The 26,649-nt window shown below is 64.3% G+C and carries 18 protein-coding genes and 2 pseudogenes; 10 read left to right on the top strand and 10 right to left on the bottom strand.

Translation table 11 applies throughout. The annotated features are described in order from the left end of the window. Positions 1 to 33 precede the first annotated feature (33 nt). Entirely contained in the window at positions 34 to 216 is a 183-nt protein-coding gene (locus V8683_RS04210) for a hypothetical protein (protein WP_411187424.1), read from the top strand. Between the two features lie 4 nt (positions 217 to 220). Beyond that, entirely contained in the window at positions 221 to 493 is a 273-nt protein-coding gene (locus V8683_RS04205) for a DUF1488 family protein (protein ID WP_411187426.1), read from the top strand. Positions 494 to 896: 403 nt separating this feature from the next. Here V8683_RS04205 and V8683_RS04200 read toward each other — a convergent pair whose 3' ends face one another. The 3 genes from V8683_RS04200 to V8683_RS04190 are packed head-to-tail and all read right to left on the bottom strand — an operon-like array spanning position 897 to position 5,868. After that, positions 897 to 3,266, bottom strand: a complete 2,370-nt coding sequence (locus V8683_RS04200; protein WP_411190451.1) for an AAA family ATPase — start codon at positions 3,264 to 3,266, stop codon at positions 897 to 899. 2 nt (positions 3,267 to 3,268) lie between these two features. Next, positions 3,269 to 5,212, bottom strand: coding sequence for an integrase (locus V8683_RS04195; protein WP_411187428.1), 1,944 nt, complete (start codon positions 5,210 to 5,212; stop codon positions 3,269 to 3,271). Beyond that, a complete protein-coding gene (locus V8683_RS04190) occupies positions 5,209 to 5,868 on the bottom strand; it encodes a hypothetical protein (RefSeq protein ID WP_411187430.1) in 660 nt (219 codons plus the stop codon). Before V8683_RS04190 ends, V8683_RS04195 begins: the two co-directional genes overlap by 4 nt. Positions 5,869 to 6,064: 196 nt before the next feature. On the opposite strand from V8683_RS04190, the gene V8683_RS04185 reads away from it, so the two are divergent. Further along, positions 6,065 to 6,565 carry a hypothetical protein gene (locus V8683_RS04185; protein WP_411187432.1) on the top strand — a complete coding sequence of 167 codons (501 nt, stop codon included), beginning with the start codon at positions 6,065 to 6,067 and terminating at the stop codon, positions 6,563 to 6,565. A 136-nt stretch (positions 6,566 to 6,701) separates the two neighbouring features. Here V8683_RS04185 and V8683_RS04180 read toward each other — a convergent pair whose 3' ends face one another. Further along, positions 6,702 to 7,385 carry a site-specific integrase gene (locus V8683_RS04180; protein ID WP_411187434.1) on the bottom strand — a complete coding sequence of 228 codons (684 nt, stop codon included), beginning with the start codon at positions 7,383 to 7,385 and terminating at the stop codon, positions 6,702 to 6,704. Between the two features lie 100 nt (positions 7,386 to 7,485). Here V8683_RS04180 and V8683_RS04175 point away from each other — a divergent pair. Then, a pseudogene (locus V8683_RS04175) lies at positions 7,486 to 8,085 on the top strand (ATP-binding protein); the annotation flags it as partial. A 344-nt stretch (positions 8,086 to 8,429) separates the two neighbouring features. On the opposite strand, the gene V8683_RS04170 reads toward V8683_RS04175, so the two are convergent. Then, on the bottom strand, positions 8,430 to 8,939 hold the full coding sequence (locus tag V8683_RS04170) for a hypothetical protein (protein ID WP_411187436.1): 510 nt from the start codon (positions 8,937 to 8,939) through the stop codon (positions 8,430 to 8,432). Between the two features lie 284 nt (positions 8,940 to 9,223). Here V8683_RS04170 and V8683_RS04165 point away from each other — a divergent pair, with 284 nt between their 5' ends. Then, positions 9,224 to 9,721: a TlpA disulfide reductase family protein gene (locus V8683_RS04165; protein ID WP_411187438.1), complete on the top strand. Its 498-nt coding sequence runs from the start codon at positions 9,224 to 9,226 to the stop codon at positions 9,719 to 9,721. A 93-nt stretch (positions 9,722 to 9,814) separates the two neighbouring features. Here V8683_RS04165 and V8683_RS04160 read toward each other — a convergent pair whose 3' ends face one another. From V8683_RS04160 to V8683_RS04150, 3 genes are all read right to left on the bottom strand, one after another. After that, positions 9,815 to 11,185 (bottom strand): sigma-54-dependent transcriptional regulator, encoded by a 1,371-nt coding sequence (locus V8683_RS04160; RefSeq protein ID WP_411187440.1) that lies wholly within the window; start codon positions 11,183 to 11,185, stop codon positions 9,815 to 9,817. Between the two features lie 28 nt (positions 11,186 to 11,213). After that, positions 11,214 to 13,139: a sensor histidine kinase gene (locus tag V8683_RS04155; RefSeq protein WP_411190452.1), complete on the bottom strand. Its 1,926-nt coding sequence runs from the start codon at positions 13,137 to 13,139 to the stop codon at positions 11,214 to 11,216. Between the two features lie 1,620 nt (positions 13,140 to 14,759). Further along, on the bottom strand, positions 14,760 to 14,981 hold the full coding sequence (locus tag V8683_RS04150) for a hypothetical protein (protein WP_411193593.1): 222 nt from the start codon (positions 14,979 to 14,981) through the stop codon (positions 14,760 to 14,762). Here V8683_RS04150 and V8683_RS04145 point away from each other — a divergent pair. Further along, positions 14,889 to 16,067 (top strand): lytic transglycosylase domain-containing protein, encoded by a 1,179-nt coding sequence (locus V8683_RS04145; RefSeq protein WP_462849293.1) that lies wholly within the window; start codon positions 14,889 to 14,891, stop codon positions 16,065 to 16,067. The two genes, V8683_RS04150 and V8683_RS04145, sit on opposite strands and share 93 nt — an antisense overlap. Positions 16,068 to 16,124: 57 nt before the next feature. On the opposite strand, the gene V8683_RS04140 is transcribed toward V8683_RS04145, so the two are convergent. Beyond that, positions 16,125 to 16,988 (bottom strand): phage tail protein, encoded by an 864-nt coding sequence (locus tag V8683_RS04140; protein ID WP_411192971.1) that lies wholly within the window; start codon positions 16,986 to 16,988, stop codon positions 16,125 to 16,127. Positions 16,989 to 17,121: 133 nt separating this feature from the next. Here V8683_RS04140 and V8683_RS04135 point away from each other — a divergent pair, with 133 nt between their 5' ends. From V8683_RS04135 to V8683_RS04120, 4 genes are all read left to right on the top strand, one after another. Continuing rightward, positions 17,122 to 17,985 (top strand): M15 family metallopeptidase, encoded by an 864-nt coding sequence (locus tag V8683_RS04135; protein WP_411193535.1) that lies wholly within the window; start codon positions 17,122 to 17,124, stop codon positions 17,983 to 17,985. Positions 17,986 to 18,112: 127 nt separating this feature from the next. Further along, on the top strand, positions 18,113 to 22,006 hold the full coding sequence (gene tssM / locus V8683_RS04130; protein ID WP_411192972.1) for a type VI secretion system membrane subunit TssM: 3,894 nt from the start codon (positions 18,113 to 18,115) through the stop codon (positions 22,004 to 22,006). After that, positions 22,003 to 22,992 (top strand): type VI secretion system-associated protein TagF, encoded by a 990-nt coding sequence (gene tagF / locus V8683_RS04125; RefSeq protein WP_411192973.1) that lies wholly within the window; start codon positions 22,003 to 22,005, stop codon positions 22,990 to 22,992. Before tssM ends, tagF begins: the two co-directional genes overlap by 4 nt. Before the next feature lie 4 nt (positions 22,993 to 22,996). Then, positions 22,997 to 23,935 (top strand): OmpA family protein, encoded by a 939-nt coding sequence (locus tag V8683_RS04120; RefSeq protein WP_411192974.1) that lies wholly within the window; start codon positions 22,997 to 22,999, stop codon positions 23,933 to 23,935. A 103-nt stretch (positions 23,936 to 24,038) separates the two neighbouring features. Here V8683_RS04120 and V8683_RS04115 read toward each other — a convergent pair. Then, positions 24,039 to 26,149: pseudogene (locus tag V8683_RS04115) on the bottom strand (phosphocholine-specific phospholipase C). Positions 26,150 to 26,649: the final 500 nt, after the last annotated feature.

Below are 26,649 nucleotides of genomic sequence, written 5' to 3'. Positions count from 1 at the left end.
TGGCGGTCCTCCTCAATTTTTCGTGGAACCAGCATGCTCAAACCAACCAGAGCGTATTCGCCTTCACCCGTCAGTCATTACGACTTCGTCAGCACGCAAAAAGCGCGAGCCGCTGCACTGGAGAAGGCGGAAAACGAGCGCGCCCAGAAGCGGCGGGAGAACGACGCTCTCCTTGACGTCAACGCCAGCAAGTGGCGATACGACGGCCATCGGTAGCTCGATGAGAAGGCGTATTGTGGCGCTAAATTTCCCAAATCCAAATCGTGTCCACGATGCGTACAGACATTGCGTGTGCTTTTGGGGTTACGACAATGCACGTGAGATTGTCTTTGTGGTCGACGACGCAACGCTGACTAACCTCAATCCCGGCATCGGTTCGGACGAGCCTGTGTTGCTTGCGGCCTTCGACCGCAGCCGCGACCGAATTCTGGGGCTGGCCAGAAGGCTGTATAAAGGCGGCCGACAAACCAGATGCACGATCTCGCTTGAGTGAGGAAGCCTCTCGCGCCGCGGGGGCCGCGCGAGCACTTTCCTCTTCCTGCGAGGCGTGGGTGCGCCCCGCACGCCAACTATGCCGCGGCAAACCAGGCACAGTGGGCTTTCTGCGGCCCAGTCAAATCGACCACCTGTTCCTTCCTGTCGAGCATCCGCTTAAGGGCCTCCCCCGCGCCGTCGGCCCGCGGCATCGGTCGGCCGGACATCACGGCAGCCTGCCTCTCGGTTCGAACCTCTGCGGGGAGGACTCTGGCTGCGAACATCGGCCACCCGAAAATAGGTTACATGGCAGGATTGCGGCGATGGTTGGTTCTGCGGCTTCTTTTTGCGCGTGATCGCGCGTCCTATGGGCTTTCTTGTGTGACCAGAACGGATACCATCCGGAGTCACTTCAGGTGTCATCAGCCGTCACCCGGTGGGACAAGACGCGTGCGGGGGCCCTCGACTTCACGGGCATGTCCGTCGTCGGGAAGATCCAGCCAGAGCAGGCGCGTGGGAAACAGCAGCGGTGAGAGGGCGTAGCAGCCGCTTTCCCGCATCCCGGAAGCGATGGCACACCACGCGTTCCAGGTTTGACCCAGCGCGTGAACGAAATGGCGATGCAGCCAGCCCTGCGGGTCGACTGTGGGCGGCAAATGGGCAGGCATGAAGGCCAGCCATTCGAGCAATCCGAAAGGCGGATAATCTCCCTGGCAGCGTGCGAGCGTCTGAATACTGAAGCGCCGCTCCCAGGACAGGCGCCATCCCAGCAGGGCAATCGACTGGGCAGAGGTATTGCCGTCGCACAGTAACAATCCGGATTCGGGCGAATGGCGAATGGAGCCGGCCTCTGGTTGTACGGGCCGGATTGAATGCGCCAGACGGCGCATACGATTTTTCCGGATCTTCCTGTAAGCGGCACACAGCATGATGCATGTGTGGTCCACATGTGGCCAGTCGGCTGCCCAGGCGCAGCGGGCGGGTGGGCACACTGACCGACGACAGCCGCCCCCGCTTTGAGCACTGGCGCCGGGTACGGGATCGACGCGGGGCAGCTCTGGCGGACGGCGAAGGTGTCGCTCCAGCTCGCCGATAAACGCGAGACGATGGGGAATATGCGAGCACGCCTGGATTTCGTCGCCGGGAAGGTACTGCCCGGCCGCATCGCGCATACGCCTCCTGCCCGGGCCGAGCAGCTGCGCATAGCGGAAGAAGTAGTCGTGCCATGCGCGCAGGCGATCCAGCCCCGTTGCGTCGATACCAGCCTTCGTGCGCAGGCGGCGAAGCGAGGCCGCGGCGAGCAGGGAGCGACCGCAGGCCGGGCAGGCATATGGATGGCGTACGAGCCCTGCGTGGAGGCGGTATGCGAGCGGTTGCCCGCAACCGGTGCAGGCCTCGCACAGCGCGCATCCGTGAATGGGGCAGCGCCGGAACGCGGTGAACTGAAAAAGTGTTGCATGAAAACCCGCCGACGCGCAGGTCGGGCAGAAGCGCAACGACGGGCTCGCCGCGTCGAGCAAGGCATCACCACGATTCGCAGTGCAAAACGAATTTTCAAGATCGTGCAAGCCGATGTGCAAGGTGTCGGCCAGGTCGGTGAGCCTGAAGGCATCGGCCGCCCGGAGGTCGATACCCTCGCCGGTATTGATTGCTGGCAGAACCGCCATGGCCTCGTCGAGTTGTGTCCAGTTCAGGCGATTGAGCAGCTGAAATTTTGCGAACCGCGACCACGCAGACTCGACCTCGCAGGTCCATGCCGCGCGCGTTGTATACGTTGTCCGGTGAGCGACGGAAACCCGGTTGTGCTCCTGCCAGGGCAACGTCCCTTCCACTGGCCGGGCATCATCATTTCCTGGCGCGAACATAGCCGGACACATCGACGCCTTCGGCCCAGATTGCCCTGGAAAAAGCGAAACTGGTCGAGTCACGCTGCGCATACTGGTAAAGGATGTGCTGGACCGCGCGCGTGAAGAATTCCATCGGTAGCTCGAGTTCCCCATCAGCTGTGCTCGTTTATGCGCGTCGTCGAAGGCTTCCCAGAGGGCACCGCCTTCGGCGGCCAGACGCATGCCGGCGTCCCAGGCGCGCGGGAAAAAGAAGCGCGTATGAGTCCAACCGGAGTTTTCGGGATATTCGCCCTGGTCGTACCCCTGCAGACAGGCCGCGCACTCGTGCGCGGAACGCACCCCATGAAAAGGTAATTCTTCGGTCATGAAGCGGGCGACAATCTGTTCTTCTCCGTCGCGCTGGAAAATGCTCTTCCTCGCCCGCAGCGAGGGCTGGCCGACGAGCATGGTCACAAGGCGCACGCCTTCGAGCTCAAGTTCGTCGTGAATGTCGCGCAGCCATTCGAACTCCGAACTGCCCAGATGCTGGGCCTCGTCGAGGAAAACGAGGATATCGCTGCTGCGCGACTGATCGGCTATTTCGAGCAGACGCTCCGTGAGCCGGTGCCGCAGCTGTGTCGGATCGCGTCCGGAGCTCGCCTTGTGTCGGGCCATGGTCAGCAGGGTGCTGAAGAAAGCCGTCTCGGTCGCAATGCGCTTGTGCTGGCAACGCATGCGCAGGATAGGCAGGGCCGGGCGCTGTGAAGCGAGCAGTGACTCCAGAAAAAGGATCGCATAGGTCTTGCCGACCCGTGAGCGGGCATAGACCATCGCTCCGGTCCGCAACGACAGGCAGCGCACCAGCAATGCGTAGAATTGCGCGATCGACGGCGTCGGGATGCGATATCTGCGCAGCACGACCGGATGTTCGTCGATCGGTGATGGCCGTAATGAGTCGGTCACCATGATCAACGAAAAATCTGCCCCTTGCCGAGCTCGGGCATGCTCACGGCAGGGATATGGTCAGATCCGTCTGATGCTGGTGCCGCCGGGATTTCGTCACGCCTGTCGCGCTGCTCAACGGCACGTGCGGCTTCGGCGATGCGATGGGGTATTCGCCGCTGTTTCGCGCGGGATTTGCGTCGCTGATACTTGAGGTAAGCGTCTACGGGATCGGAGAGATCGCCGTAGTCGATTTCCTTGAGACGTTTGAGTCTCAGAATCTCCTGACGAAGCCGCAACGAATGAGGTGTCTGGTCCCAGGGTCTGGCTGCCCTCAGTGGGCCGATCTCCTCACCGCTGGCGAGATACGCCGCCACGACGCGCATGTCCTCGGGATCGAAATAGATGCGCAACGGCTTACCGATCTGCCCGGTTGCTTCTCCGAGCACGCCGCTGGAATACCGGACGCCGTAGAGGTTTACATAGGGGCGCACGCCGCGCCTCAGGTTGCCGCGGACAATGGCCTCATGAACCGGCTGCAGCAGCATCAGGTTTTGCCGGTAGCGTTCGGCAAGTGTTCGCCATAACCCGCCAGGTTTCTGTGCGAAATGCTGCATCATCTCAATGGGAGAACGCCCGCCCAGGCCGTCATGGGGTGTTCCGTTGTAATTCGCGAAGCTCACGTCGAGTAATTCGGCAAGTTCTTCGCTGCTCACCAGAAGGCTGCGTTTGCCGTCTGGATCGCTCAGCGCCCGCCGGACATCCTGGGCGCTGGAGCCTGTTGTACCGGGAAGGCGATGGGACAATGTGCTGCCAACCGTGCCAAAGAACCGCTCGATGTACGGCCGCTCGTTGGGCTCCGCGTAGGGGCCGGCGTCGACGTGACTGCCGATCATGTCGCATACAGTGGCGAGTGTCTCGCCAGCAAGGTGACTGCGCGCATTGTCGTAGCGCAACCAGTCCCACGTCGCGTATTCGGCCTCGCGAACGGCCTCGCTGACGAACCCGGCGCGCGATTCGTAGCGCAAGCCGGCAATCGAGAAGGTAGTCCGCTTGCGGCGGGGTTGCAGGGCGTTTTGTACGGTCCTGATAACGTCATGCCGGTTGTATTCGGTGGCCAGCGCGAGGTTCCAGCCGAGCACCGCCCGCGTACAGACATCGAGCACAACGAGCAGCCACACGCGCTCGAGTTCGATATCCTTGTCCAATCCGATGGGATCTGTCACCCGGATGCGCAGGCGGATATCCAGTTTGTGGCCGTCGAACTCGACCGCTTCGAACGGACGCGTGACCGGCGAACGCGACATCTGATCCGGTGGAGGGCGAAGTGGCTGGACGCGCTGCGCGCCTGAGACCCGCGCTGCCTGCGCAAATGTCTGGTTTGCTACCAAGCGACGGATGGCTGCAGCCAGGCTGCGGATGCCCTGAAGATCCTGGTTGAAGGGATAGTGCCTGCCCGTCAGATTGAGCTCGCGACAGCGGTTGAGAAATTCCCGGTGCGTCGCGCGCAGGCCGCGCAGTTCGCCGCGTGCGCCGAAGTAGACCTTGTGTAGCTGGATCTGCCTTTGCAGGAACTCTGCAAGGACCTCATGCCGCGCGAGCAACTGCGCCATTGCTCCCGCCGCGCCGCCCCGCTTGCCGGGGACGGCCGGTTGCGTGGGCCGGGTCCGCACATAGCCCCGCGTACGCACATGAGGAACCAGTGCGCGGAAGCCCTGGATACGTCCGTCGGCATGCGGCGTGGTGCAGCGGGCGAGCAGGCGGTACAGCTGCGCACGCCGGATGCCGGTCGCGCTCTCGATCAGCGTCAGGCTCCGGTCCTCCAGATATTGGCGAATCGCCTCTTCACGACGCAGAAAAATCGTCCGGCGCGCTTCCGGCAGAGCAGATGGATCGACTGTCGGCCAGCTATGCAGATCACGCAACTCCGGGGCAAGAGCCCGACGCGTGAGGCAGTCCGACGTTATCACGACGCGCCCTCTGTCGCCACAACCTGCCTGAATCGCATATGCCTGTTGAGCTCACCGGTGCGCAGTTCCGGGCTCACTAGCCGACCGCGTCGAGTCAGATCGAAGACAGCAGTGCGCGTCAGGACTGGATCGGTTGGCAATGCCTCGTATTCGATGGCGTACAGCGGCTTTGGTGAAGCTAAGCCCTGTTCGATCCGGTCGAGAAATTCATTCGAAAGAAACGTGCCGTTGCTTGTGACGTACGGCAACATACGCATCCAGTTGTCGATCCACTGGCGATGCGGCTTTAGTAGATCAGCGTTCACGGTCGTGACAGCCAGTGGATCGAGGATTTCAAGCGACCCGGCGTCGATCGCGGTAAGGGGCGTAGCTTCCACGACGACGAACTCGGTTACATCGTCGCGGCGAAGCACGAAGTCCGCGATACGGGGCTTCTGGTCAACAAGGATAAGTCCCGGATACTCGCAGAACGTCAAAACCGACGAGTACGACTCCATCATGGCCCAGAAGTCGACAGCCGCATGCGAATAAAGCGAGAGGCATCGGGCAAGCTTGGGGCTCCAGACGTGGAACTGGTGCGTCCATTTCGAGCGCTGGATGGCGATCGGGTGAAAGTCAAACTGCAGGGCAGGATCGACCGCACGATCGTCAGTCACCACCAGCCCTCCAGCCCTCCGCAAAGTTCCAGATTTACTTCGCTTCATCAACAAGATCCGAGTTTAGTTCGCATTCCCGAAAAGTAAAGTTAAAGACAGAGGAAGGTGGGCTTGCTGCAGCACGGGGCTTTCTTTGGGGGCAGATGAAACAGCATTACTTCGCGGGACGGAAGACGGCAAGGTCACGCACAGTATCTTGACGACGGCAAAGTGCGCGCCGTTCCGCACCAAGGTCCCTCCGGACCGGCCCGGGGCGGAGCTCGTCGAGACGCATTTCGCCGTGGTGAGCGATGCCCAGCCGTCGCAGCTCGGTGTGTTCCAGGACGGCGCGCACGCCTGGGTCTATGTGGATCTGGCGACTCTCACATGGATCAGGAATCAATGGATGTTCGGGCGGCGCATTGAAGTCACGCTCTGGAGAGCGGAAGGCCTCGCGGGATTTACCTATGGCATGGCGCCGGATGGCAGCGATATCGTCTGGGACCAGGACTTAGCAAAAGTCGTGAAGATGGACAACGTGACGCTGGAAGCTTCCGCATTCAGACCCGGGACGGAAGCCCAGAGAAGTGAAGCGCCCATACCCGCTCATGAGCGCTACTCGGAACTGCTCTCGACGCTCAGGAAGATTGCGCATCGCCTTGATCTGTTAGCCGCAATCGTGGCGATCTTTTTCGTCTGGTACTGGGCACACAGGTAAGCGAACTTTCACGGCGCCGTCGCGCGAATCCTCATCCCCAGGGCCGCCTGGATCATCGCCGGCAATTGAGCTACACCATGCCATCCAAAATCACGAATGAACAGATCAACGCGGCGTTCGACGTCGCGAGGCAGGTCTATCGCGGCGAACTGACGGCTTCGATCGGTGCAACCCAGTTGGCCCGCGAACATAGCATCAACATCAACAGCGCAACGGCGCTTAGCACCACAGGTAATCTCTTGATGACGCGCAGCAGGCCGATTCGCGGCAGGCGTACTCCGCGGGGGTTTCGACCACGCCCAGCAGCGCGCCACGGTGAGTTAGGGTCGGCGGAGCACAAGTATTTGCCAAGAGGCGACGGCATCAAGTTTCTGCGGTGCCCCCATTCGTGAAAGGCCACGGCTACGGTGACGCGCTGGTTGATCGTAGCGCTGGCGTATCGGCGGTGAGTACCGTTCTTTTGTGAGCTTAGCTCCGCCCGATAAACGCCGATGGTCTCCTCAGTGACGTCAGTCAGAGACATCTTCCGGGCTTCAAGGTGCTGAAGCCACACAAGCAACGCGCCGGCATACGTACGCACGGTGTCGCCGGTGACTGATCGGCTGGCCAATGCGGTGTCCGCGAGAAAAAGGGTCGGCATCCAGACCGGCACACCGGTACCGTCAACGACAACAGCGACTAGCGGCAGCGCAAACAGTCTGGGTTCCCATTCGATCGGTTCAGCGAGACCCGCGTGCTTGAAGACCGCAGGCCAGCTGTCGAATTCCAATTGGGGTCGGAAAAACTTGACCGCAAATCGCTCCTGAGTCTCTGAGGCCATAGGACGATTCCTCCTATCACAGGCTTCGATGATTGGATTTCGTCGGGAATATAGGTACGTTCTAGCGCCTCGGAAACAGACAGACAAGGAAATACATCTAATCCCCGAGTTCGACCGGCATGTGCTGGAAACCCTGCGCGAACCGCTCGAAGCCGGCGCCATCACGATCTCGCGCGCCGCGTGGCAAACCGACTTTCCCGCCGCATGCCAGCTCGTCGCCGCCATGAACCCCTGCCCGTGCGGTTGGCGCGGCGACCCCTCGGGCCGCTGCCGCTGCACGCCCGAGGGCGCCGCGCGTTATCTGCGCAAACTCTCCGGCCCGCTCCTCGACCGCATCGACATCCAGATCGAAATTCCCGCGCTACCGCCCGCCGAACTCGCGGCCCGCGCGTACTCGCCCGCCGAGCCCAGCGCCGTCATCGCCGCGCGCGTGCATGCCGCACGTGAGCGCCAGCGGTCACGCCAAGGCAAAACGAACCGCGAATTGAGCGGCCGCGACACCGACGAAGTCTGCCGCCCGGACGCTGCGGGCGAAACGCTGCTGCGCGAGGCCGGCGAGCGCTTCGGCTGGTCGGCGCGCGCGTATTACCGCGTGCTCAAGGTCGCTCGCACCATCGCCGACCTCGCCGACGCCGACATGCCCGCCTCCGGTCATATCGCGGAAGCCATCCAGTACCGGCGGGTTTTTACCGATCATTAGGCCGGCCCAAGGTCATCACCGTGTCAAAAAAGGGAAGTCAAGACTTGACTTATGCACATTGCCCCGGATTATCCCCAAAACTGTGGACAACGCGCAGGCACCCCGAGCTTCTTTCACAAGTCGTTGATTCAATTGAATTAATAAAATTGCAAGGAAGGCGTGCAAACTAACAAAAAGCCCACAGGGTGGCCCTTTGCGGGCTATTCCCCAGCTTTTTCCACAAAGTTACCCACAGCGTCTGTGGGTAACCCGTAAACCCCCAATCAAATCCGGCTCTTAGCGCCAAAACTTGCAGTGGAACCTTCAATCCTGCCTGCTGTCACCACGCCGCCCGGTGAATTCACTCAGTAGAGCTGGAACGACTGAAAGAACTGATCGACCTGCTCGACAGGCGGCTCAGAGCGTCCCACGATCGCGATCTGGTAAGCGCGCGCGCCCTTCGCGACAAGGCGCGCGTGGATCGTGCGCGGCTCGGCCTTCTCGCCTGCCCGGCCGGAGAGCCGCAGCTCGATGCCATCGACCGCGCCGCCGCCGGCCACCGGCACCGCCACGTCGTGCGCGTCGGACGTGGCGCTCACGTTGCGCGCGAGGCCGTCGCGCAAAAAGGCAATCGCCGCCTGCTGGGTTGCCGGCTTCGCGTCGGGCAGATCGAGCGTGCCGACGACGAACAGCTCGCCGTCCACTTCGGCGGTCTGCATGCGCATACGCATCGGCGAGCCGTCCACCTCGATTTCGCGCTGGTCGGAACCCGGCTTCGCGGGCAGATCGACACTGTAGCCGCTCGTGTTGTTCGCGACGGTGCGCCAGTCGTACTGCGGCGAGCAGCCCGCCAGCACGGCCAGCCCTATGCCCATCAGGGCAACCAGGGCGCCTGCGGCGCAGACATGGCAAACGCGGAGCACCCAGGCTAAACGGGGAAAAATCTGGCGAAGAATGGTCGGGAACATGTAGCGCAACGCAAACGTGCAGGAGTAACGAGGATGAAAGGAACGCGACATTATCCGTTGCTGGTCCCGGACATAGTGGGCAGCAAACGCTATACCGGCAAATTCGGCGCTAGAATACTCCGACCAGTTTCCTGGTGTCCGAGGTTCCGCCCATGACTGCTGCATCCCCTACTCCCCCGAAAGCGTCCGGCATGCGTGCGATTCATCGCGTCGCGGTGGCGCTGATCGTCGGCGCGCTCGCCGTGGCCGGCTACTTTGCGTTCTTCGGTAGCCAGCAACGCGTGCCCGACGCGACCTTCACGCTGCTCTCCGGCCAGAAGGTCTCGACCGCCGACCTCAAGGGCAAGGTCTATCTCATCAATTTCTGGGCGACGAACTGTTCCACCTGCGTGCAGGAAATGCCGCAGATGGTTCAGACCTATAACCGCTTCAAGGGCGAAGGGCTCGAATTCGTCGCCGTCGCAATGAACTACGACGCGCCGATGTACGTCGCGAACTACGCGCAAACGCGCAAGCTGCCGTTCAAGGTCGCGATGGACGATGGCTCGGCGGCAAAGCAGTTCGGCAACGTGCAGCTCACGCCGACGACGTTCGTCGTTGACCGCAACGGCAAGATCATCAAGCGCTACGTGGGCGAACCGCAGTTCGCCGAGCTCGACCAGTTGCTGCAGAAAGCGCTTTCGACCTGAGCGCGAAGCGTCGGCGCCGCGTCTTGCAAACGGCAGCGGCCCAGCCCGCTGCCGTTTTCGTTTTCAGCCTTGCCCGGCGGACCTGAGCGCGCCTCAACGCACCTCCTGATCGCCCCGCACCACGAGCCCATAGCGGCGGATCTTTTCGTAGAGCGTCGCCTTCGCCATCTGCAGTTGTTCGGCGGCCTGCGCGACCGCGCCGCCCGCCTGCGCCAACGCATCCGCAATCAGCGCGCGCTCGTACTGTTCCACGCGCTCCTTCAGCGGCTGCGGCGGCGCCGCGCCGCCATCCGCCGGCGCGGCGGCATCGTCGGGAATCCCCAGCACGTAGCGATCGGCGGCATTGCGCAGCTCGCGCACGTTGCCCGGCCAGTCGCGCTGGGCAAGACGCATGCGGTCGCGTTCGGTGAGGAGCGGCGCGGGACGCTGGTAGCGCACGGCCGCGTCGAGCAGGAAATGCTCGAACAACGGCACGATGTCCTCGCGGCGCTCGGCCAGCGGCGGCAGCGCGATGGTCACGACGTTCAGGCGATACAGCAGGTCGCGCCGGAAGGTGCCCGCCGCCACGTGTTCGCTCATGTCGCCCTTGGCCGCCGCCACCACGCGCAGATCGACGCGCACGGGCTGGTTCGAGCCCAGCCGCTCCAGCACGCCGTCCTGCAGCACGCGCAGGAGCTTCACCTGCAGCGAAAGCGGCATGCTCTCGATCTCGTCGAGGAAAAGCGTCCCGCCCGAGGCGTGCTCGATCCGGCCGATCCGGCGTTTCGTCGCGCCCGTGAAGGCGCCGGGCTCGAAGCCGAACATCTCCGATTCGAACATCGGCTCCGGCAACGCCCCGCAGTTCACGGCGACGAACGGTTTGCCGCGGCGCGGCGAGAGCTCGTGCAGGCTGCGCGCGATCAACTCCTTGCCCGCGCCCGTATCGCCGTTGATGAGCACGGCGGCGTCCGTGGGCGCGATGTTGGCGATCAGGCGCCGCACCTGCTCGATGACCGGACTCCTGCCGATGATGCGCGGCGCGAGCGGGTTCTGGCCCGCCAGTTCGCGGCGCAGCGCGAGGTTCTCCAGCACCAGCGTGCGGCGCTCCAGAGCGCGGCGCACGGTTTCGGTCAGGCGCTCCGCGGCGAACGGCTTTTCGATGAAGTCGTAGGCGCCGTCGCGCATTGCCTGCACGGCCATCGAAATATCGCCGTGGCCCGTAACGAGGATCACGGGCACGTCCGGCGCGCGCTCGTGGCACTGCGCGAGCAGGTCGAGCCCGCTCGCGCCCGGCAAGCGGATGTCGCTCACCACGACGCCCGCGAAATCGGCGTCGATGATCGGCAGCACGGCTTCGGCCGAAGCGAAGCCGGTCGTGTCGAAGCCGGCTAGCTGCAGGCTCTGCACGCCCGCGCGCCGCACCAGTTCGTCGTCCTCGATATAGAGCACCCGGCCGGCGTGCCGGGTCACATGCTGCGTCACCATGTTCGTTCGCTATCCTGATTCAACGGGTTCAGACATCGGCGGCCGGCACACGCGCCGCGCTCACCTGCGCGCGGCGCAGCGTGAGCACGAAGCGTGCGCCGCCGTCCGGTTCGTTTTGCGCGGCGAGCGACCCGCCGCAGTCGCGCGCGATCGACGACGAGATCGCAAGGCCAAGCCCCAACCCCTGCCCCATCTCTTTCGTCGTGAAGAACGGCTCGAAGAGGCGCGGCATCACGTCGTCGGGAATGCCGGGACCGTTGTCGCGCACGTCGATCGCGAGCGTCGCGGCGTCGGCCTCGATCCCGATCGCAATGCGTGGCGCGGGCGTGCCCGCCACCGCGTCGAGCGCGTTGCCGATCAGGTTGATGAGCACCTGTTCGAGCCGCAGGTCGTCGCACTGCGCGACCAGTTCGGGGTGGCCGCCATGCGGATCGAAGGCGACCGCGGCCGCATCCGCGTGCTCCGTGCGGTCGGTCAGCGTGAGCGCGACGCTCACGCCCGCGAGTCGCTTGCCGAGCAGCGCGAGCGCATTGCGCAGCGCGGGCGCCACCGGCGAGCGCAGGCTGCGCGGCCGCGCGCGCCCCACGAAGAGCTTGAGCTGGTTGACGATCTTGCCCATGCGCTCGGTCAGCGCTCCGATCGACTCGAGATTTTCGTGCGCCGCCGCATACTGGCCGCGTTCCAGAAACACGCGCGTGTTGTCCGAGAAGCTGCGCAGCGCCGCGAGCGGCTGGTTCAGCTCGTGCGTGATGCCGGCCGCCATCTGGCCAAGCGCCGCGAGCTTGCTCGCCTGGATCAGTTCGTCCTGCGCGGCGCGCAATTCGGCCTCGGCGCGCGCGCGCTCGTGCACCTCGCGCTGCAGTTGCTCGTTGGCCTGCGAAAGATCGGCCGTGCGCTCGGCCACGCGTTCGTTGAGCATCGCGTACGCCTTCTGCAGCATGGCGCGGCTCTTGATCATCTCGTTCACGCGCGCGCGGCGCTGGCGCCAGTAGAAGCCGAGCAGACACAGCGACACGTAGCCGAACCCCGTCATGACCGTCACGCTGCGCGCGGCATCGACCACCGGGCTCACCGGCGACAGGGTCACGAGATGCCAGTCCGGCGCGCCCAGCGCGCGGCGCGTCTCCAGATAGCGCGGCGCACGCAGGCCACGGCCGATGCGCACGATGTCGGCATCGTCTTCGAGCACGCGTTCGACGTGAGTAGGCAGCGGCGTGAGGGGCTGGCGTGCGTACTGCTGCGTTTCGTCGATCGAAGCCGCGATATCGGCAGGTAGCGGACGCACCGTGCGGTACTTCCACGCGGGCACCGACGAGAGAAAGATCACGCCGTGATCGTCGGTGACGAGGAGCGGTTCGGTCGCGTCGGTGCCCGGAAACCATTCGAGGTTCAGCTTGACCACCACGACGCCAACGAACCGGCCGTCGCGACGCACGGGCTGCGAGAGGTAGTAGCCCGGGTCGTGCGAGATCGTGCCGATGGCGAAAAAGCGGCCCACACCGCCCTTCGCCGCATCAATGAAGTAAGGCCGGAAGCGGTACTGCCCGCCCACGAAGCTGTCCGCGTCGCGCCAGTTGCTGGCCGCGATGCAGTAGCCGTCAGGACGGATGAGGTAGGTCGTGGTCGCGCGCGCGTGGCGGTTGACGTCTTCGAGGTAGCGGTTGGCCGCGCTCACCCACTCGGGCCTCGGATCCTCCAGCACGTCCTGCACGAGCGGATGCTCGCCGACGATATAGGGCAGCGACTCGTAACGCTCCAGCGTGCTCTTGAGCGCGGCCGTCGTGCGATCGCCGCGCACGGCGGCGTCGCGGCGCAGCGAGTCGATGCCGCTCTTCCAGGCGAGCGTCCACGTCAGGGCGCAGACCGCGACGAGCCCGGCGGCGAGCACGAGGAGGATGAGCAGGCGGCGCGTCACGACAGCGGTGTCCAGTCGGTCGAACAGGGATGGTGTGATTGTGGCACACGCCCGGCAGCGGGCGGCCAGCGCGGCTCGCCGATACGAGCCCCGCCCGGCGGGGGGTAAAAACCCCCCCGCCCCCCGGGGTTTGGGCGCGGGCACGCGGCGGGGGGGGCGCCGCCCGCGCCCGCCGGGGCGGGGGGGCCCCCCCCCCGCCCGGCGCGGGGGGGGGCGGGCGGCGCCCCCCCCCCCCCCCACCCCCCCGGCGGGATGTCAGGCTGCCGAAGCGGAGACACTCGTGCCTGAGGAAAAATTCTGTTCTTTAAGCGGCTCGGGTGCTGGAAGCCTTGGCGGGCCTGGTTTGCGGCCCGCCCGCGGGGAGTTTGCGTCAAGGCGGTTTGTTTACAACCTGAACCGATACTAAGATCCGGAGGCGGGGCAGTATTTGAGCACGGATCCAATCGAGCTCGGCGGAGTCCTACGCACTCAGGCGTATGTGCGGGATCCGGTGCAATGGATTGATTCGCTGGGGTTGGCGGGGTGTTCGTTGTTGTATAGAGGTGTGAGTGCCAATCTCCCTGCGATTGAAGACGCGAACCGGTATAGACGTTTCTAGTCCATGGAGAAAGATGCTTGTGATGGGTAACATAAAGTATTTAACTTCTCTGCTGAATATGGGCGGTCAAGATGATTGGCATGACCCCCTATTCGAGGTTCTGCGATCAACTGATGTGAAGGAAATTCGTGGTAACCCTCAGTTGTATCGTGTGTCGTTTCTTCGGAATAGGGCAAGAATGCGGCGGAACAACTCAACAAGGTTGGGACTGGATACATTTGGTCTGCCAGGCTTGATCGCAGAATTGGAAAGGCTTCCCGCTGAGCAGCAGTTGGAGAGCTACCGAATAGAAACCGCTTCATATGTTGGTGCCTGCTTTGTGTTAAGCGAGCGAATCGTTGGATGCGAGTTTGTTAAGCGAGGGCTTTCTAGAACCTATCCATTCAACGGACGAGATAAATAACAGATCGACGGACCAAAAAAATAGCGGAGACTGGGCAGTATTTGAGTGAGGATCTGATCGGATTGTCCGGTGGCTTACGTACTCAGGCTTATGTTTATGATCCTACCCACTTGGTCTTCAGTCTTGTGTGGAGCCTTCCTGATCCTTTGCGCGATTGGTGTGCCGTTGGTTGGCGTCGGCCTCTATTTCCTTTTCGGCATGACCGTTGTGGGCAGCGCGCGCCGCAAACGCTGAACCGATCAAGGGGCTGCGACAGTTACAGATCGCGGCTCCGCTTCCGCGATTAGCGGCACGGCAGGAATACCCGCCATATTCGGCATCGTCGTCGGATCAGCGCGTCGTTCATACCGGTAATATCGACCGAAAGAATTGCCGATATATGAAAAGAGGGCGCATGCATAGCGCCAACCGAAGCGTGGCGCCCAGCATTGATTATGCGAGTCGAATACCGCATCGAGAGCCGACGTTTTCCTCTCCGGTATGGCAGTACCAAGCAACCAAACCCGCCCCCCCAAAGGAAGCATTTGTCTTTTGCAATGCTTGATTTTAGAATCGGGCCTGCCCGAAGGCAGAACGATTCGCATCATGACGGTGGAACAGGACCAGCCACCCATCGCGAACTCAATCAGCATCATGTCTGCGAAAGGCCAAACAATTGTTAAAAGCCGACCCAATGGATTGAAACTCGATTCAGGCGGTCATCCGCGCCGAGCAGGTAACGTAGCGACGCGTGATTCGAACTCCAACCATCATGCCGTTTCAGCAATGCAGCCCGGCCGGTAGCCCTCTGTTCCGGATAATCGTATTCGCCGCTTTTCTGCCAGGCGCACAACACACCGCCCATGCCGATTGCATCGACGATGCCGCCGCTTTCCAGCACGTCAACGTCAACCTCATGCGCGGCATCGCGCAGGTCGAATCGGGGATGAAACCGGACCGGATCAACACGAACAGCAACGGCACCACCGACATCGGGCTCATGCAGATCAACAGCTCGTGGCTGCCCGTGCTCGCGCGCGAGGGCATCAGCGAGCAGAGCCTCTTCGATCCCTGCACGAACGCGTACGTCGGTGCGTGGATTCTCTCGGAGAACATCCGCCAGTTCGGACCAACCTGGAATGCGGTCGGCGCGTACAATGCGGCTTCGCCGGACAAGCGCCTCGTCTATGCGCGCAAAGTCTATGATGCGGTTCAATCCATCTCCGGCTCGTCGGACTCGTCCATGCCTATCCTCCCGCCTTCGTTCACACCGCCGCAGGCGTACAACCCGTTCGCGAGCCTCGAGATCAATTCCGTGCAGCCCGCGCGCGGCGGCGCGAGCAGCGGCATGCCGCCGGGCATTCCAACGCCGGGTGGTGCATCGGGTTCTGCCGTCGCCTCTTCGGCCGCGTACAACTTCGGCTGGACTGTCACGGGTGCGGATCAGGCGAAGCCGATCCAGGTGTTCGACGACGGTTCGAAGGTGTTCGTGCAGTTCACCGACATGAAGCACGTCCCCGCGATTTTCGGCGAGACGCCCACGGGTTCGCGCGTGCTGTTGCGCTGGGATCTGCAGTTTCCGTATGCGGTGATCGCGCGGCCCGAAAAGACGCTGGTGTTTCAGATGGGGACGTATGAGGCGCGTGCGCAGCGCACGCCGGGCAGCGTCGCGCAGGGGAGTGGGCAATCGGGCAGCGCACCGGCAAGCGGCCCGGCGGCTAACAACGCAACGGCGAACGCAATGGCGCATGCCACGGCGGCGATGCCGGCGAGCGCCGCTAGCCCGGTTGCCGTATCGAAGGAACGTGTATCGTCGGCGACCGACGCGCTCTGGTACGCAACCCAGTCGACGTCGAAATCGGCAGCGCCGCAAGCAACCCCACTGCCCACAACACCCGTTCAGCCGGTTGCGTCCCCGCCCGCACAGGAAAAGGCAACGACGAAATCCAGTCCGGGCACCGACGCGCTCTGGTACATCACGAAGTGATCGAACGGCGGGCCCTCCGCGGAGCCCGCCCATCCCCTCGCCGCGCGAGCCAGGGGACTACTGCTGCGCCTGCCTTTGCGCGGTCGGGCACGCGGGATCGGTGCCCCAGTGGCCATCGCACACGCGCCAGCGGCAAAGCTGGTCCTCGAAGAATCCGCGCGTCGAGCAATCTTTCACACGCGCGGCAAGCGTTGCGTTGCTTCCCGCCTTCGCGGAAACGGGCACCTCATCCGATTTCTTCGAACCGGCCGGCCGCGTGCGCGAAACGAGCGCTTCGATCAGATCCGCATCCGAGTCGTCGTTCTTGCCCGCCTGCCGCGCGGTCGCGTTGTGGTGCTTGTGCGCCTCGGCGAGTTCGGTTTGTCCGGTTCGATGTTTGCGGGCCGCTTCGGCTTGTGCCTGTGCTTTGCCGGAGGCGGGAGCAGGCTGCGTTGCGACCTTCGCCGCATCGGTCTTCGTGTTCGCGGCAGTCGGGGCCGAAGCCGCTTCGTCAACCGCGCCGTTCGCCAGGGCGCGCGACAAGCGATCCGCGTCCGGTGCGCTGGCGGCCTTCGCGGCGCTGTCGTCGTTGACGATCGTTGCGGTTTGCGGTGCCGGAGCGGCCGAACTCGCACCCTGCGCCGCCACGCTGCTCGCGTTTTGCGCGGCCGGCCCCGGCGCCGGAACGGCAACGGCCACGACCGTCGGGTGCTCGCCCGCTTTCTGCCAATGCCAGGCGCCCCAGCCGCCAACGGCAATCGCGGCGAGCGCAATCGCCGCCGCGAGCGGGGCCTTCGAGCGGCGCGGCGCTTCGGCGGCAGGCGCTACGCGTCCTTCGAGATTGGCGAGAATCCGCGCGGACTGCGTGCCGCCAGCCGGTTGCTGAGCCTCGGACAGCAGGCTCGGCGGAGTTTTCGAATTGGAGTTTTCCGGAGCACTCATTCAGCTCTCATTGAATCCTGCTTATTGAATCCTGGTTAATTTCGCCGCGATAATGAAGGCCGGCCTCCGAGCAGGCCTGATTCTAAGAGCAAGCAATGCAAAACACAATCGCTTCCATATACCGGGGTTTTCTTTGATCGCCTTTGCACTCGTCGCCTATTTCGTTCTTGCCGTCATGGCAACGGCAATGCTGCTGTTACCCGGTGTGCGTGCAACGGTTCTGGATTCCGCTGCCCAATTACGCGGCCGTTTTATGCGTCGCGCATCCGAACACGCCACCCGGACACGCAGCGAGATTGTCAAATCGGCAACTATTTCCAGAAACGCGCTTGAAGACGTGCAAAATATACTGGTCAAAAGGCGCTTGCTGATTATCGCCTCCGCGGGTATTCTTGCGACGCCTCCATTGATCGCGATTGCATTGCGCGGCAGGCAATTATTTCAATACGACGACACGGCTCGTGTACCGGACGAGAAAATCGCCGCTTTATTGCAAGGCGAACAACTCGTGCCGCCCGCGCCGTTACCGCCGGAAGTCTTTACCACCCGGGAAGTCGAGCAGATTCGGCCCGAACTGAAGGACGCGAGCCGCGACTGGAATTTGCTCGATGCGGACTTCCGCACGCGTCTCTTGCTCGTCTACAAGATCATGCACGACCAATACGGCTATGACATGGCGCTGCTGGAAGGGTATCGGAGCCCGGAACGGCAAAGCCGCCTCGCGCAACTGGGCGGCAACGTCACCAATGCGGGGGCGTTCCAGAGCTATCACCAGTACGGGCTGGCGGCCGACAACGCCTTTCTGCGCGACGGCAAGCTCGTCATCAGCGAAAAAGACCCTTGGGCGATGCGGGGCTATCAGCTTTACGGGCAGGTCGCGGAGCAGGTCGGGCTGACCTGGGGCGGCCGCTGGAAAATGATGGATCTCGGTCACGTCGAATATCACAAGCCCGGCTTCACCCTGGGAGGCAGCGCAAGCCAGACGGCCGAACCGTGAATAACGCCCCGATCGATGCCGGTCTCTCCCTGTCCGCTCGAATTCCCGACGACCCGGCGCGCCATCGCGCTCGCCGCCCGACGCGCGTGCGTCGTCCTATCGAATCGCACCGGAACCTGAACGTCCTATGCAACGCCTCTTCAACGTGCTGACCCACCCGCGCACGCTCTCGATCATCGGGATCGTTGCGCTTGCAGCGATCCTTTTCGTCGCGGCCGACGCGCTGCAGATCCCGTTCATCTGGCCCGCGCTCGTGCTGGCCGCGATTGTCGTGCTATGGTTGGCTGTCGCGCTATGGCGGCGCGCGCGGGTGAAGCGCGCGAACCGCAAGCTTGGCGAGGTGCTGGAGGAGCAGGCGGAGACCGGCAAGGTGGCGCCTGCCGCGGTGTCCCAGGGCTCGACGAAGTCCGCCGACCTCGACCAGCTCCGCTCGCGGCTCACCGAGGCGGTGAAGACCATCAAGACCTCGAAGATCGGCCAGGTCTCCGGCGGTTCCGCGCTGTACGAGCTGCCGTGGTACATCGTGATCGGCAATCCGGCCGCCGGCAAGAGCAGCGCGGTGCTGAACTCGGGCCTGCAGTTTCCGTTCGCCGACAAGAACAGCGCGGTCGTGCACGGTATCGGCGGCACGCGCAATTGCGACTGGTTCTTCACGACCGAAGGGATTCTGCTCGATACGGCGGGCCGCTATTCGGTGCACGAGGAGGACCGCTCCGAATGGCTCGGTTTTCTTGGCCTCCTGAAACGCCATCGCCCCAAGGCGCCAATCAACGGCATCGTGGTGATTGCGAGCATTGCGGAGCTCACGGGCAGCAAGCCCGAGGTGGCGATCAACCTCGCGAAGAACCTGCGCCAGCGCGTGCAGGAGCTTACCGAGAAGCTCGAAGTTTTTGCGCCCGTCTACGTGGTGTTCACGAAGGCCGACCTCATTACCGGTTTCACCGAATTTTTCAGCGGCAGCGATCAGCGCGAATACGACCGCGTCTGGGGCGCGACCTTGCCGTATGAGCCCGACGAGAAGCGCGACGTCGTCGCGCTCTTCGACGAGCGCTTCGAGGAGCTTTACGAGGGCCTGAAGGAGATCAGCGTCGCGCAGTTGTCGCTGTCGCGCGGCAACCAGCTTTCTCCGGGGCAGCTCAGCTTTCCGCTCGAATTCTCGACGGTCAAGCCCGCACTGCGCGCGTTCCTCGCGACGCTGTTCGAAAACAATCCGTTCCAATACAAGCCGGTATTCCGCGGTTTCTACTTCACGAGCGCACTGCAGGAAGGCGAGACGAACAGCGCGGCCGCCGAGCGCATTGCGCACCGCTTCGGCCTGAATGCGGAGTCGCTGCCGAAGCCCGCCACCACGTTCTCGAAGAACGGCTTCTTCCTGCGCGATCTGTTTTCGAAAGTGATTTTCGCGGATCGCCAGACCGTGCGCCAGTTCGCGAGCCCCACGAAAACGCGCTTTCGCTATGCCACGTTCTTCGGTTTCGTCGCCGTGCTGGCGCTCGCGCTCGGCGGCTGGACGTGGTCGACGATCAGCAACGAACAGCTTGTTTCGAATGTGCAGGCCGATCTCGACAACATCACGCGGCTGGAGCAGAACCGCACCGATCTGCAGTCGCGCCTGCAGGCGATGGACATACTCGAGGACCGCATCGAGCAGCTCGAACAGTTCCGCCACGACAAGCCGCTTTCCGTGTCGCTCGGGCTCTACCAGGGCGACCGGCTCGAAGCGCACCTGCTGACCGAGTATTACAACGGCGTGCGGCAGATCATGCTCGATCCGGTGGCGAACAATCTCGTGGCGTTCCTGCAGGAGGTCAACGAGCACCCGGACCAGCTCGCCCCGATGACGCATGCGCCGGAATCTGGCGCGGTGCAGGTCTCGATGGCCTCCGCGCCGGGTGCGACGGACGCCTCGCAGCAGGGCGGCCTTTATCGCGACGCGTCGCCGACCAACGTCGAAGACGCGTACAACGCGCTGAAGACCTACCTGATGCTCTCGGACAAGCGCCACGTCGAACAGGCGCATCTGACCGACCAGATCGCGCGCTTCTGGCGCGGCTGGCTCGAAACGAATCGCGGCAACATGCCCCGCGACGAGATGATCCGCAGTGCCGAGCGAATGATCACGTTCTATCTCTCGCGCGTAAACGACAACGACTGGCCGATGATCGACGCGAACCTCGCGCTCGTCGACCAGACGCGCGAAAACCTGCGCCACGTCGTGCGCGGAATGCCGGCGCGCCAGCGCGTGTACGAAGAGATCAAGGCGCGCGCGTCGACGCGCTTCGCGCCGATGACGGTCGCACGCATCGTCGGCGACGGCAATGCGAGCCTGATCGGCGGAAGCTACGCGATTCCGGGTACGTTCACGCGCGACGCGTGGTTCCAGTACGTGCAGCCCGCGATTCGCGACGCGGCGACGAAGGAGCTGCAGGCGAAGGACTGGGTGCTGAACACGGCGACGCAGGACGACCTGACGCTGGAGGGCAGCCCCGAGCAGATCCAGAAGGCGCTCGTCGGCATGTACAAGACCGAGTACGCGCAGCACTGGCAGCAGTTCATGCAGGGGATCACCGTGCAGGGCTTCACGAGCTTCGGTCAGGCTGTCGACGGCATGAACCGCCTGGGCGACCCGCAGGACTCGCCGATCCGCAAGGTGCTCCAGACCGCCTACGACCAGACTTCGTGGGACAACCCGTCGCTCGCGGCCGCAACGCTTAAAAAGGCGCAGTCGGGCATCGTGAACTGGGTCAAGGGCCTGTTCTCGCATGCAGCGGACAGCCAGGCCGCGAACATCGACATCAACGGCAATCCGGCGCCCGATACGCCGATGGGGCCGATCGGCCAGCAGTTCGTCGGCCTTGCGCGGATCGTCTCGAAGCAGGACGGCACGTCGATGCTCAACGGCTATATGGACTCGCTCTCGAAGGTCCGCACGCGCTTCAACACGATCAAGAACCAGGGCGACCCCGGCCCCGGCGCGCGTCAGCTCATGCAGCAGACGCTCGACGGCAACGGCTCGGAACTGGCCGATTCGCTGAAGTTCGTCGACGAGCAGATGCTGACGGGTCTTACCGACGCGCAACGCAGCGGGCTGCGTCCGCTGCTCGTGCGGCCGCTCATGCAGGCATTCGCCGTCGTGATCCAGCCGGCGAGCGTCGAGGTGAACAAGGTGTGGAACGCGCAGGTGTACCAACCATTCCAGGCGTCGCTGGCGAACAAGTATCCGTTCGCCCCGAACGCGAAGGTCGAGGCCGGCGCAAGCGAGATTGCGCAGACCTTCGGTCCGGACGGCTCGATCGCGAAGTTCGTCGGCACGACGCTCGGGCCGCTCGCGGTGCGCCGCGGCGACACGCTCTCCGCCCGCACGTGGGGCGATATGGGTCTCGCGCTGACGCCGGACTTCACGGGCGGCTTTGGCCACTGGATCGCGCCTTTGTCGGGCGGTGCGGCGGCGGGCGGCGCAAGCGGGGGCGGTTCGTCCGAACCGCAGACGGTGTTCCAGATCCTGCCGCAGCCTAGCCCCGGCACGACCGAGTACACGATTGCGATCGACGGCCAGCAACTGCGCTACCGCAATACGCCGCCGCAATGGACGAACTTCGTCTGGCCGAACCCGCAGGGCGCGCCGGGGGCGACGCTCTCCGCGACGACGTTCGACGGCCGCACGATCCAGCTCGTCAACGAGCCGGGCCGCTACGGTCTCGAGAAGCTCATCGATTCGGCGCAGCGCAAGCGGCGTCCGGACGGCACGTTCGACCTGGTGTGGACGCAGGGCAGCGTGAGCGTGGCCGTGACGATGCGCATCGTCAGCACGTCCCAGCCGACGAGCGGCACCGGCAACGCGCCGCAGCAACAAGGCCTGCTCGGCATGACGCTGCCGTCGTCGATCGCCGACGTGAGCGCAGGCGTGGCAGGGGGCTCGGCGGCAAGCACGGCGGCGGGAACTCCGGCCGCCGCCCAGCCGGGCTCGGCCGTTGCCGATGCAGCGGCTGCCAACCCATTGAACGCACAGGGGGCGCAATGACGCAAACGGTACAGGCGCAAATCGCCTATTTCGGCAAGATTCCGTCGCGCGGCGACTTCGTCAAAAGCCTGCACAATCCGCAACTGCTGCAAACGCTCGACCGCTGGATCGCCCAGGCGCTCGAACTGCTGGCCGAAGATCCGCGCTGGAAGATCGTCTACGAAAGCGCGCAGCCCATGCATTTCGCGTTCCTCGGTCCGCGCAGCCGGCTGGCGATCGCGGGCCATATGGTGGCGAGCCACGACCAGTCGAAACGGCGCTTTCCGTTCGTCGCGGCCACGGCGCTCGAAGTCGAGTCGCCGCTCGCCTTCCTCGCGCGCAGCCCGCTCGCGTTCGCGCGGCTGTGGGCGCGCGTGGCCGCGCAGATGCCGCCGCTCCTCGGCGAGACCGAGCCGCCCGGCGCGCTGCAGGCGCTAGGCGAGACACAGGCGCCGATCGACATCGGCGGACCCGGCAACTCGCACGACGGCACGTTTGCCGATTTCATCGAGCACCAGACGCTGTTCGGCCTCGAACAGATGCTGCTCGCGAGCGGCCATCCGGTGCGGCTCAAGGGGGCGATGCTCGCGCTCGGGTCGCTGCTGCGCCCGGTGATGCAGAGCGGTTCGTCGCACATCGAACGCGGTCTCACGCTGCCGCTGCCGGTCGATCCGTTCTACCGCAGCCTCGTCGCCGCATTCTGGCTCGAGCTGATCGCGCCGTTCGTGTCGCAGGCCGACTTCGAGATCGCGATCTTCATGGGCTCGATTGCCAGGCGCGAGCGTCTCGTCATCGGCTTCAACGGCGCTTCCGCGAAGACACTGCTGAGCGTCGTCGACCCGCAGACCTACGCCGCCCACAACATCGACATCGACGATCCGGAGTGGATCGATGCTCATGCGCAAAACGATCATCGGACCAGCAAGCTCGTCAGCTACCTCGACCAACCGCAACTGTCGCTGCGCGTCGCCATCGACGCGTTCCGCGAAGCCTTCATTGGAGGCTGAGGCCATGCGCGATTCGAATTACGTGCGCCGTACTTTGGCGGCGGCGCTTTTCGCCGCCGGCGTCGCGGCGTGCGGCGCGAGCGCGGCCGACGAGGGCGGTCCGGCCATCGTCACGCCGGTCACCAATGGCAGTGCGTCGGTACAGGTGACGGCGCTGCCGCCTTCGACCGGGGCATCGGTCGGGGCCGCGGCAGGACCGGGCGTGGCGCGTGCCGCGGCGATGGACATCCCGGCGCCCGCGAATGCGACGCCGGGGCAGGTCGTGGTGGGCGGCAAGGTGCCGGACGAGGCGACCAAGGCCGCCGTGCTGCAAAAGCTGCGCGATACCTACGGCGCGACGAACGTCGTCGACCAGATCGAAGTGGGCGACGTCGCGACGCCGCCGAACTGGAGCGCGAACGTGCAGAAGCTGATCGGGCCGTCGCTGAAGCAGATCAGCAAAGGACAACTGAAGATCGACGGCACGCAGATCGAGATGAAGGGCGAGGTCGGCAACGAGGCGCAGCGCCAGCAGATTGCGAGCGATATGGCCACGGCGCTCAACCCGACCTACACGATCCGCAACGGCTTGCGCGTGTCGGCTTCCGAGCAGGGATTGCTCGACCAGACGCTCGCGAACCGGACGATCGAGTTCGAGACCGGCAGCGCCACGCTGGCGCCGGAAGGCAAGCAGATCCTCGACCAGATGGCGGCCGCGCTTGCGAAGATGCCGACCCGCACTGTCGACATCATCGGTCATACCGACAATTCGGGCAGCCGGGCGTCGAACATCGCGCTGAGCCAGGCGCGCGCCGACGCCGTGAAAGGGTATCTCGTCACCAGGGGGATTTCGCCGCAGCAGATGACGACCACCGGCGTCGGACCGGACCAGCCCATCGCGTCGAACGATACGACCGACGGCAGGGCGAGGAATCGGCGGATCGAGTTCCGGGTGGGGCAGTGAGGGAAGCGGCACGCGTGGACTGACACCAGCGCGCCTCGCCGGACATTCTGCAAGCCATGGCCCGCCGCAAGGCGGAACCATGGCTTTTTCATGCGCGGTGCGCTCAGCCGCCCAGCGCCGGATCGCTATAGCTCGGCCGCCCCGTTTCCACGTGCCCGGCCACGCGCCGCACGAAGCTCGCGTCGGTATTGACCGTGATCGTCAGGTCATACCAGCCGTACGCGTTGCGCAGGTCGAGATAGAGCTGCTCTTCATCGCCGCCGCGCACCGTGCGCTGGATTTTTGCCGACGGATCGTAGGCATTGACGATCGTGAACTCGCACGCCGCGCGGCCCTTGTTTTCGAGCCGCAACTCCAGATTGCCGTTTGCCACGTCATAGCCGTCGGCCACTTCGGGCTGCGCCGTCGCGCTGCCGAAGAATCCGCTGCTTTGCGGCTGCGTGCCCGCGTAGCGACGCAGGAAACCGTTCGGTCCGAACACGCTGAAGTCGTACGTGCCCGCAGCGGCAACCGTCAACTGATCCTCCAGGCGCTTGCCGGCTTCCACCGTGTAGCTGAGCGGGGCAACCGTGCCGCCCGTTTCGTACACGAGGAAGGCTGCACCCGCGCGACCGGTGTTGATGAAGCGGATCCCGGCCTTGCCCGTCGCCGCGCCGGCTTCGAAGCGAACGAAGAACTCATAGGGCAACGCGCGGGCCGGGCGCACGCCAGGCTCTTGCGTCGGCACGCTGCCTACGGCTGGCGGCGTCGGCACGTAATCCGGGTGCCGGTTTTGATCCGGCGGCACGTAGCCGCTCGTGGAAGGCAGCGCGGGCAGGCTTTCGTTCGGCGTCAGGAAGTTGAACGCGACAGCAGATCGCCGCAGATCGCGCGGCGCCACGACGTGATGTTCGGCTCGGGCAGGCTGTGCTGTTCGCCGAAGCGCTTTTCGATGAAGCGGATCACCGAGGTGTGGTCGAAGGTCTCCGAGCAGACCCAGCCGCCGCGCGACCATGGCGAAACCACGATCATGGGCACACGCGGGCCGAGTCCGTAGGGGCCCGCCGGGTACTCGCTGTTGCCCGCGAAGATTTCGTTGGTGAGCGCGACGGTCGACAGTCCGTTGGTGCTCGAAGCCGGGGCGAACGGCGCCGCGACATGATCGAAGAAGCCGTCGTTCTCGTCGTAGTTGACGAGCAGCACGGTCTTGCTCCAGACCTCCGGATTCGACGTGAGAACCTGCAGGACCTGGTCCACGTACCACGCGCCGTAGTTCGCCGGCCAGTTCGGGTGCTCGGAGTAGGCCTCGGGCGCGACGATCCACGAGACTTGCGGCAGCGTGTTGTTCTGCACGTCGGTCTTCAGGATATCGAAGTAAGTGCCGTTGTTCGCGACGTTCGTTCCCGTGCGTGCGCGGTCATACAGGGGATTGCCGGACTGCGCGTTGCGGTACTGGTTGAAGTAGAGCAGCGAGTTGTCGCCGTAGTTGCCGATGTACGCGTCTTCGGTCCAGCCCCACGAGCCCTGTGCGTTCAGACCCGTGCCGATGTCCTGGTAGATTTTCCACGAGATGCCGGCGCTCTGCAGCACCTCGGGGAACGTCGACCAGCCGTAGCCCAGCTCGGCGTTGTCGATCACCGGGCCGCCGCCGCTGCCGTCGTTGCCCACCCAGCCGGTCCACATGTAGTAGCGGTTCGGGTCGGTCGGCGCCATCGTCGAGCAATGGTAGGCGTCGCAGATCGTGAACGAGTCGGCGAGCTGGTAGTGGAACGGGATGTCGTCGCGCGTGAGATACGCCATCGTCGTGGGGCCCTTGGCCGGCACCCACTGGTTGTAGAGGCCGCCGTTCCAGGCCTGGTGTGTCGTGGTCCAGTCGTGCGCCAGATCCTGAATGAACTGCAGGCCGAGGTTGGGCGCGGTCGGATGGAACGGCAGCACCTGGCCTACGCCGCCCACGCCTGGCTGGTTCCACACCGGCTGGCCGCCGGGCAGCGTGATGGCGCGCGTGTCGCCGAATCCGCGCACGCCGCGCAGCGTGCCGAAGTAGTGGTCGAAGGAGCGGTTTTCCTGCATCAGGATGACGATGTGCTCGACATCGCGGATGCTGCGGGTGCCGTTGTTGGCGGGAATTGCGAGGGCGTTGCGGATGCCGGCCGGCAGCATCGTCAGCGCGGTGGCGGAGCCGGCGGTCATCGCGGCGGCACGCAGAAAGTCACGGCGGGTTCTCGAGGCCATTCGTTGTTCCAGTCTTCATCGAGGTTGGGCAAACGCACGCGGCACGTCGGTCCTGCGCGTAAACGGCCATGTGCGGACGGTACTTCAGTCTGCGGTGTGAATCACGGGTGTAACGAGCGGATCGATAGCGGGGCCGCCGTCTGCGGGCGGCCCTGCGGGTGTTCGTACGGCGAGGGGAGGGAGCGCGACTTCCGGTGCGCTTCCCGCGCTCTGTGCGGTGTTTTCGGGTGTGATCGCCGTGGCGACCTGGGGCGTTGGCGCGCCCGCCAGTTCGCGAGCGGCGGATTGGGTCAGAGTCGCGCGATCGTCGTCATGCCCGCTGCATGCGGCTAGCGCGCAGAGGGCCAGCGCGCAGACCGGCCAAAACCCTTGCGCGCGCAACGGCCAGGCCATGAAAGCCATTCGCAAACGTTTGCGCGGCAGCTTGCGCAACGCAGCGCTTGCCCGCACGAATCCGGATGTCATCGATGCCCCCATGCTACGCACGGTAATAATCGGTA

The organism is Paraburkholderia sp. AV2, from assembly GCF_054968425.1.
This window is presented reverse-complemented; position numbering and strand designations above follow the sequence as displayed.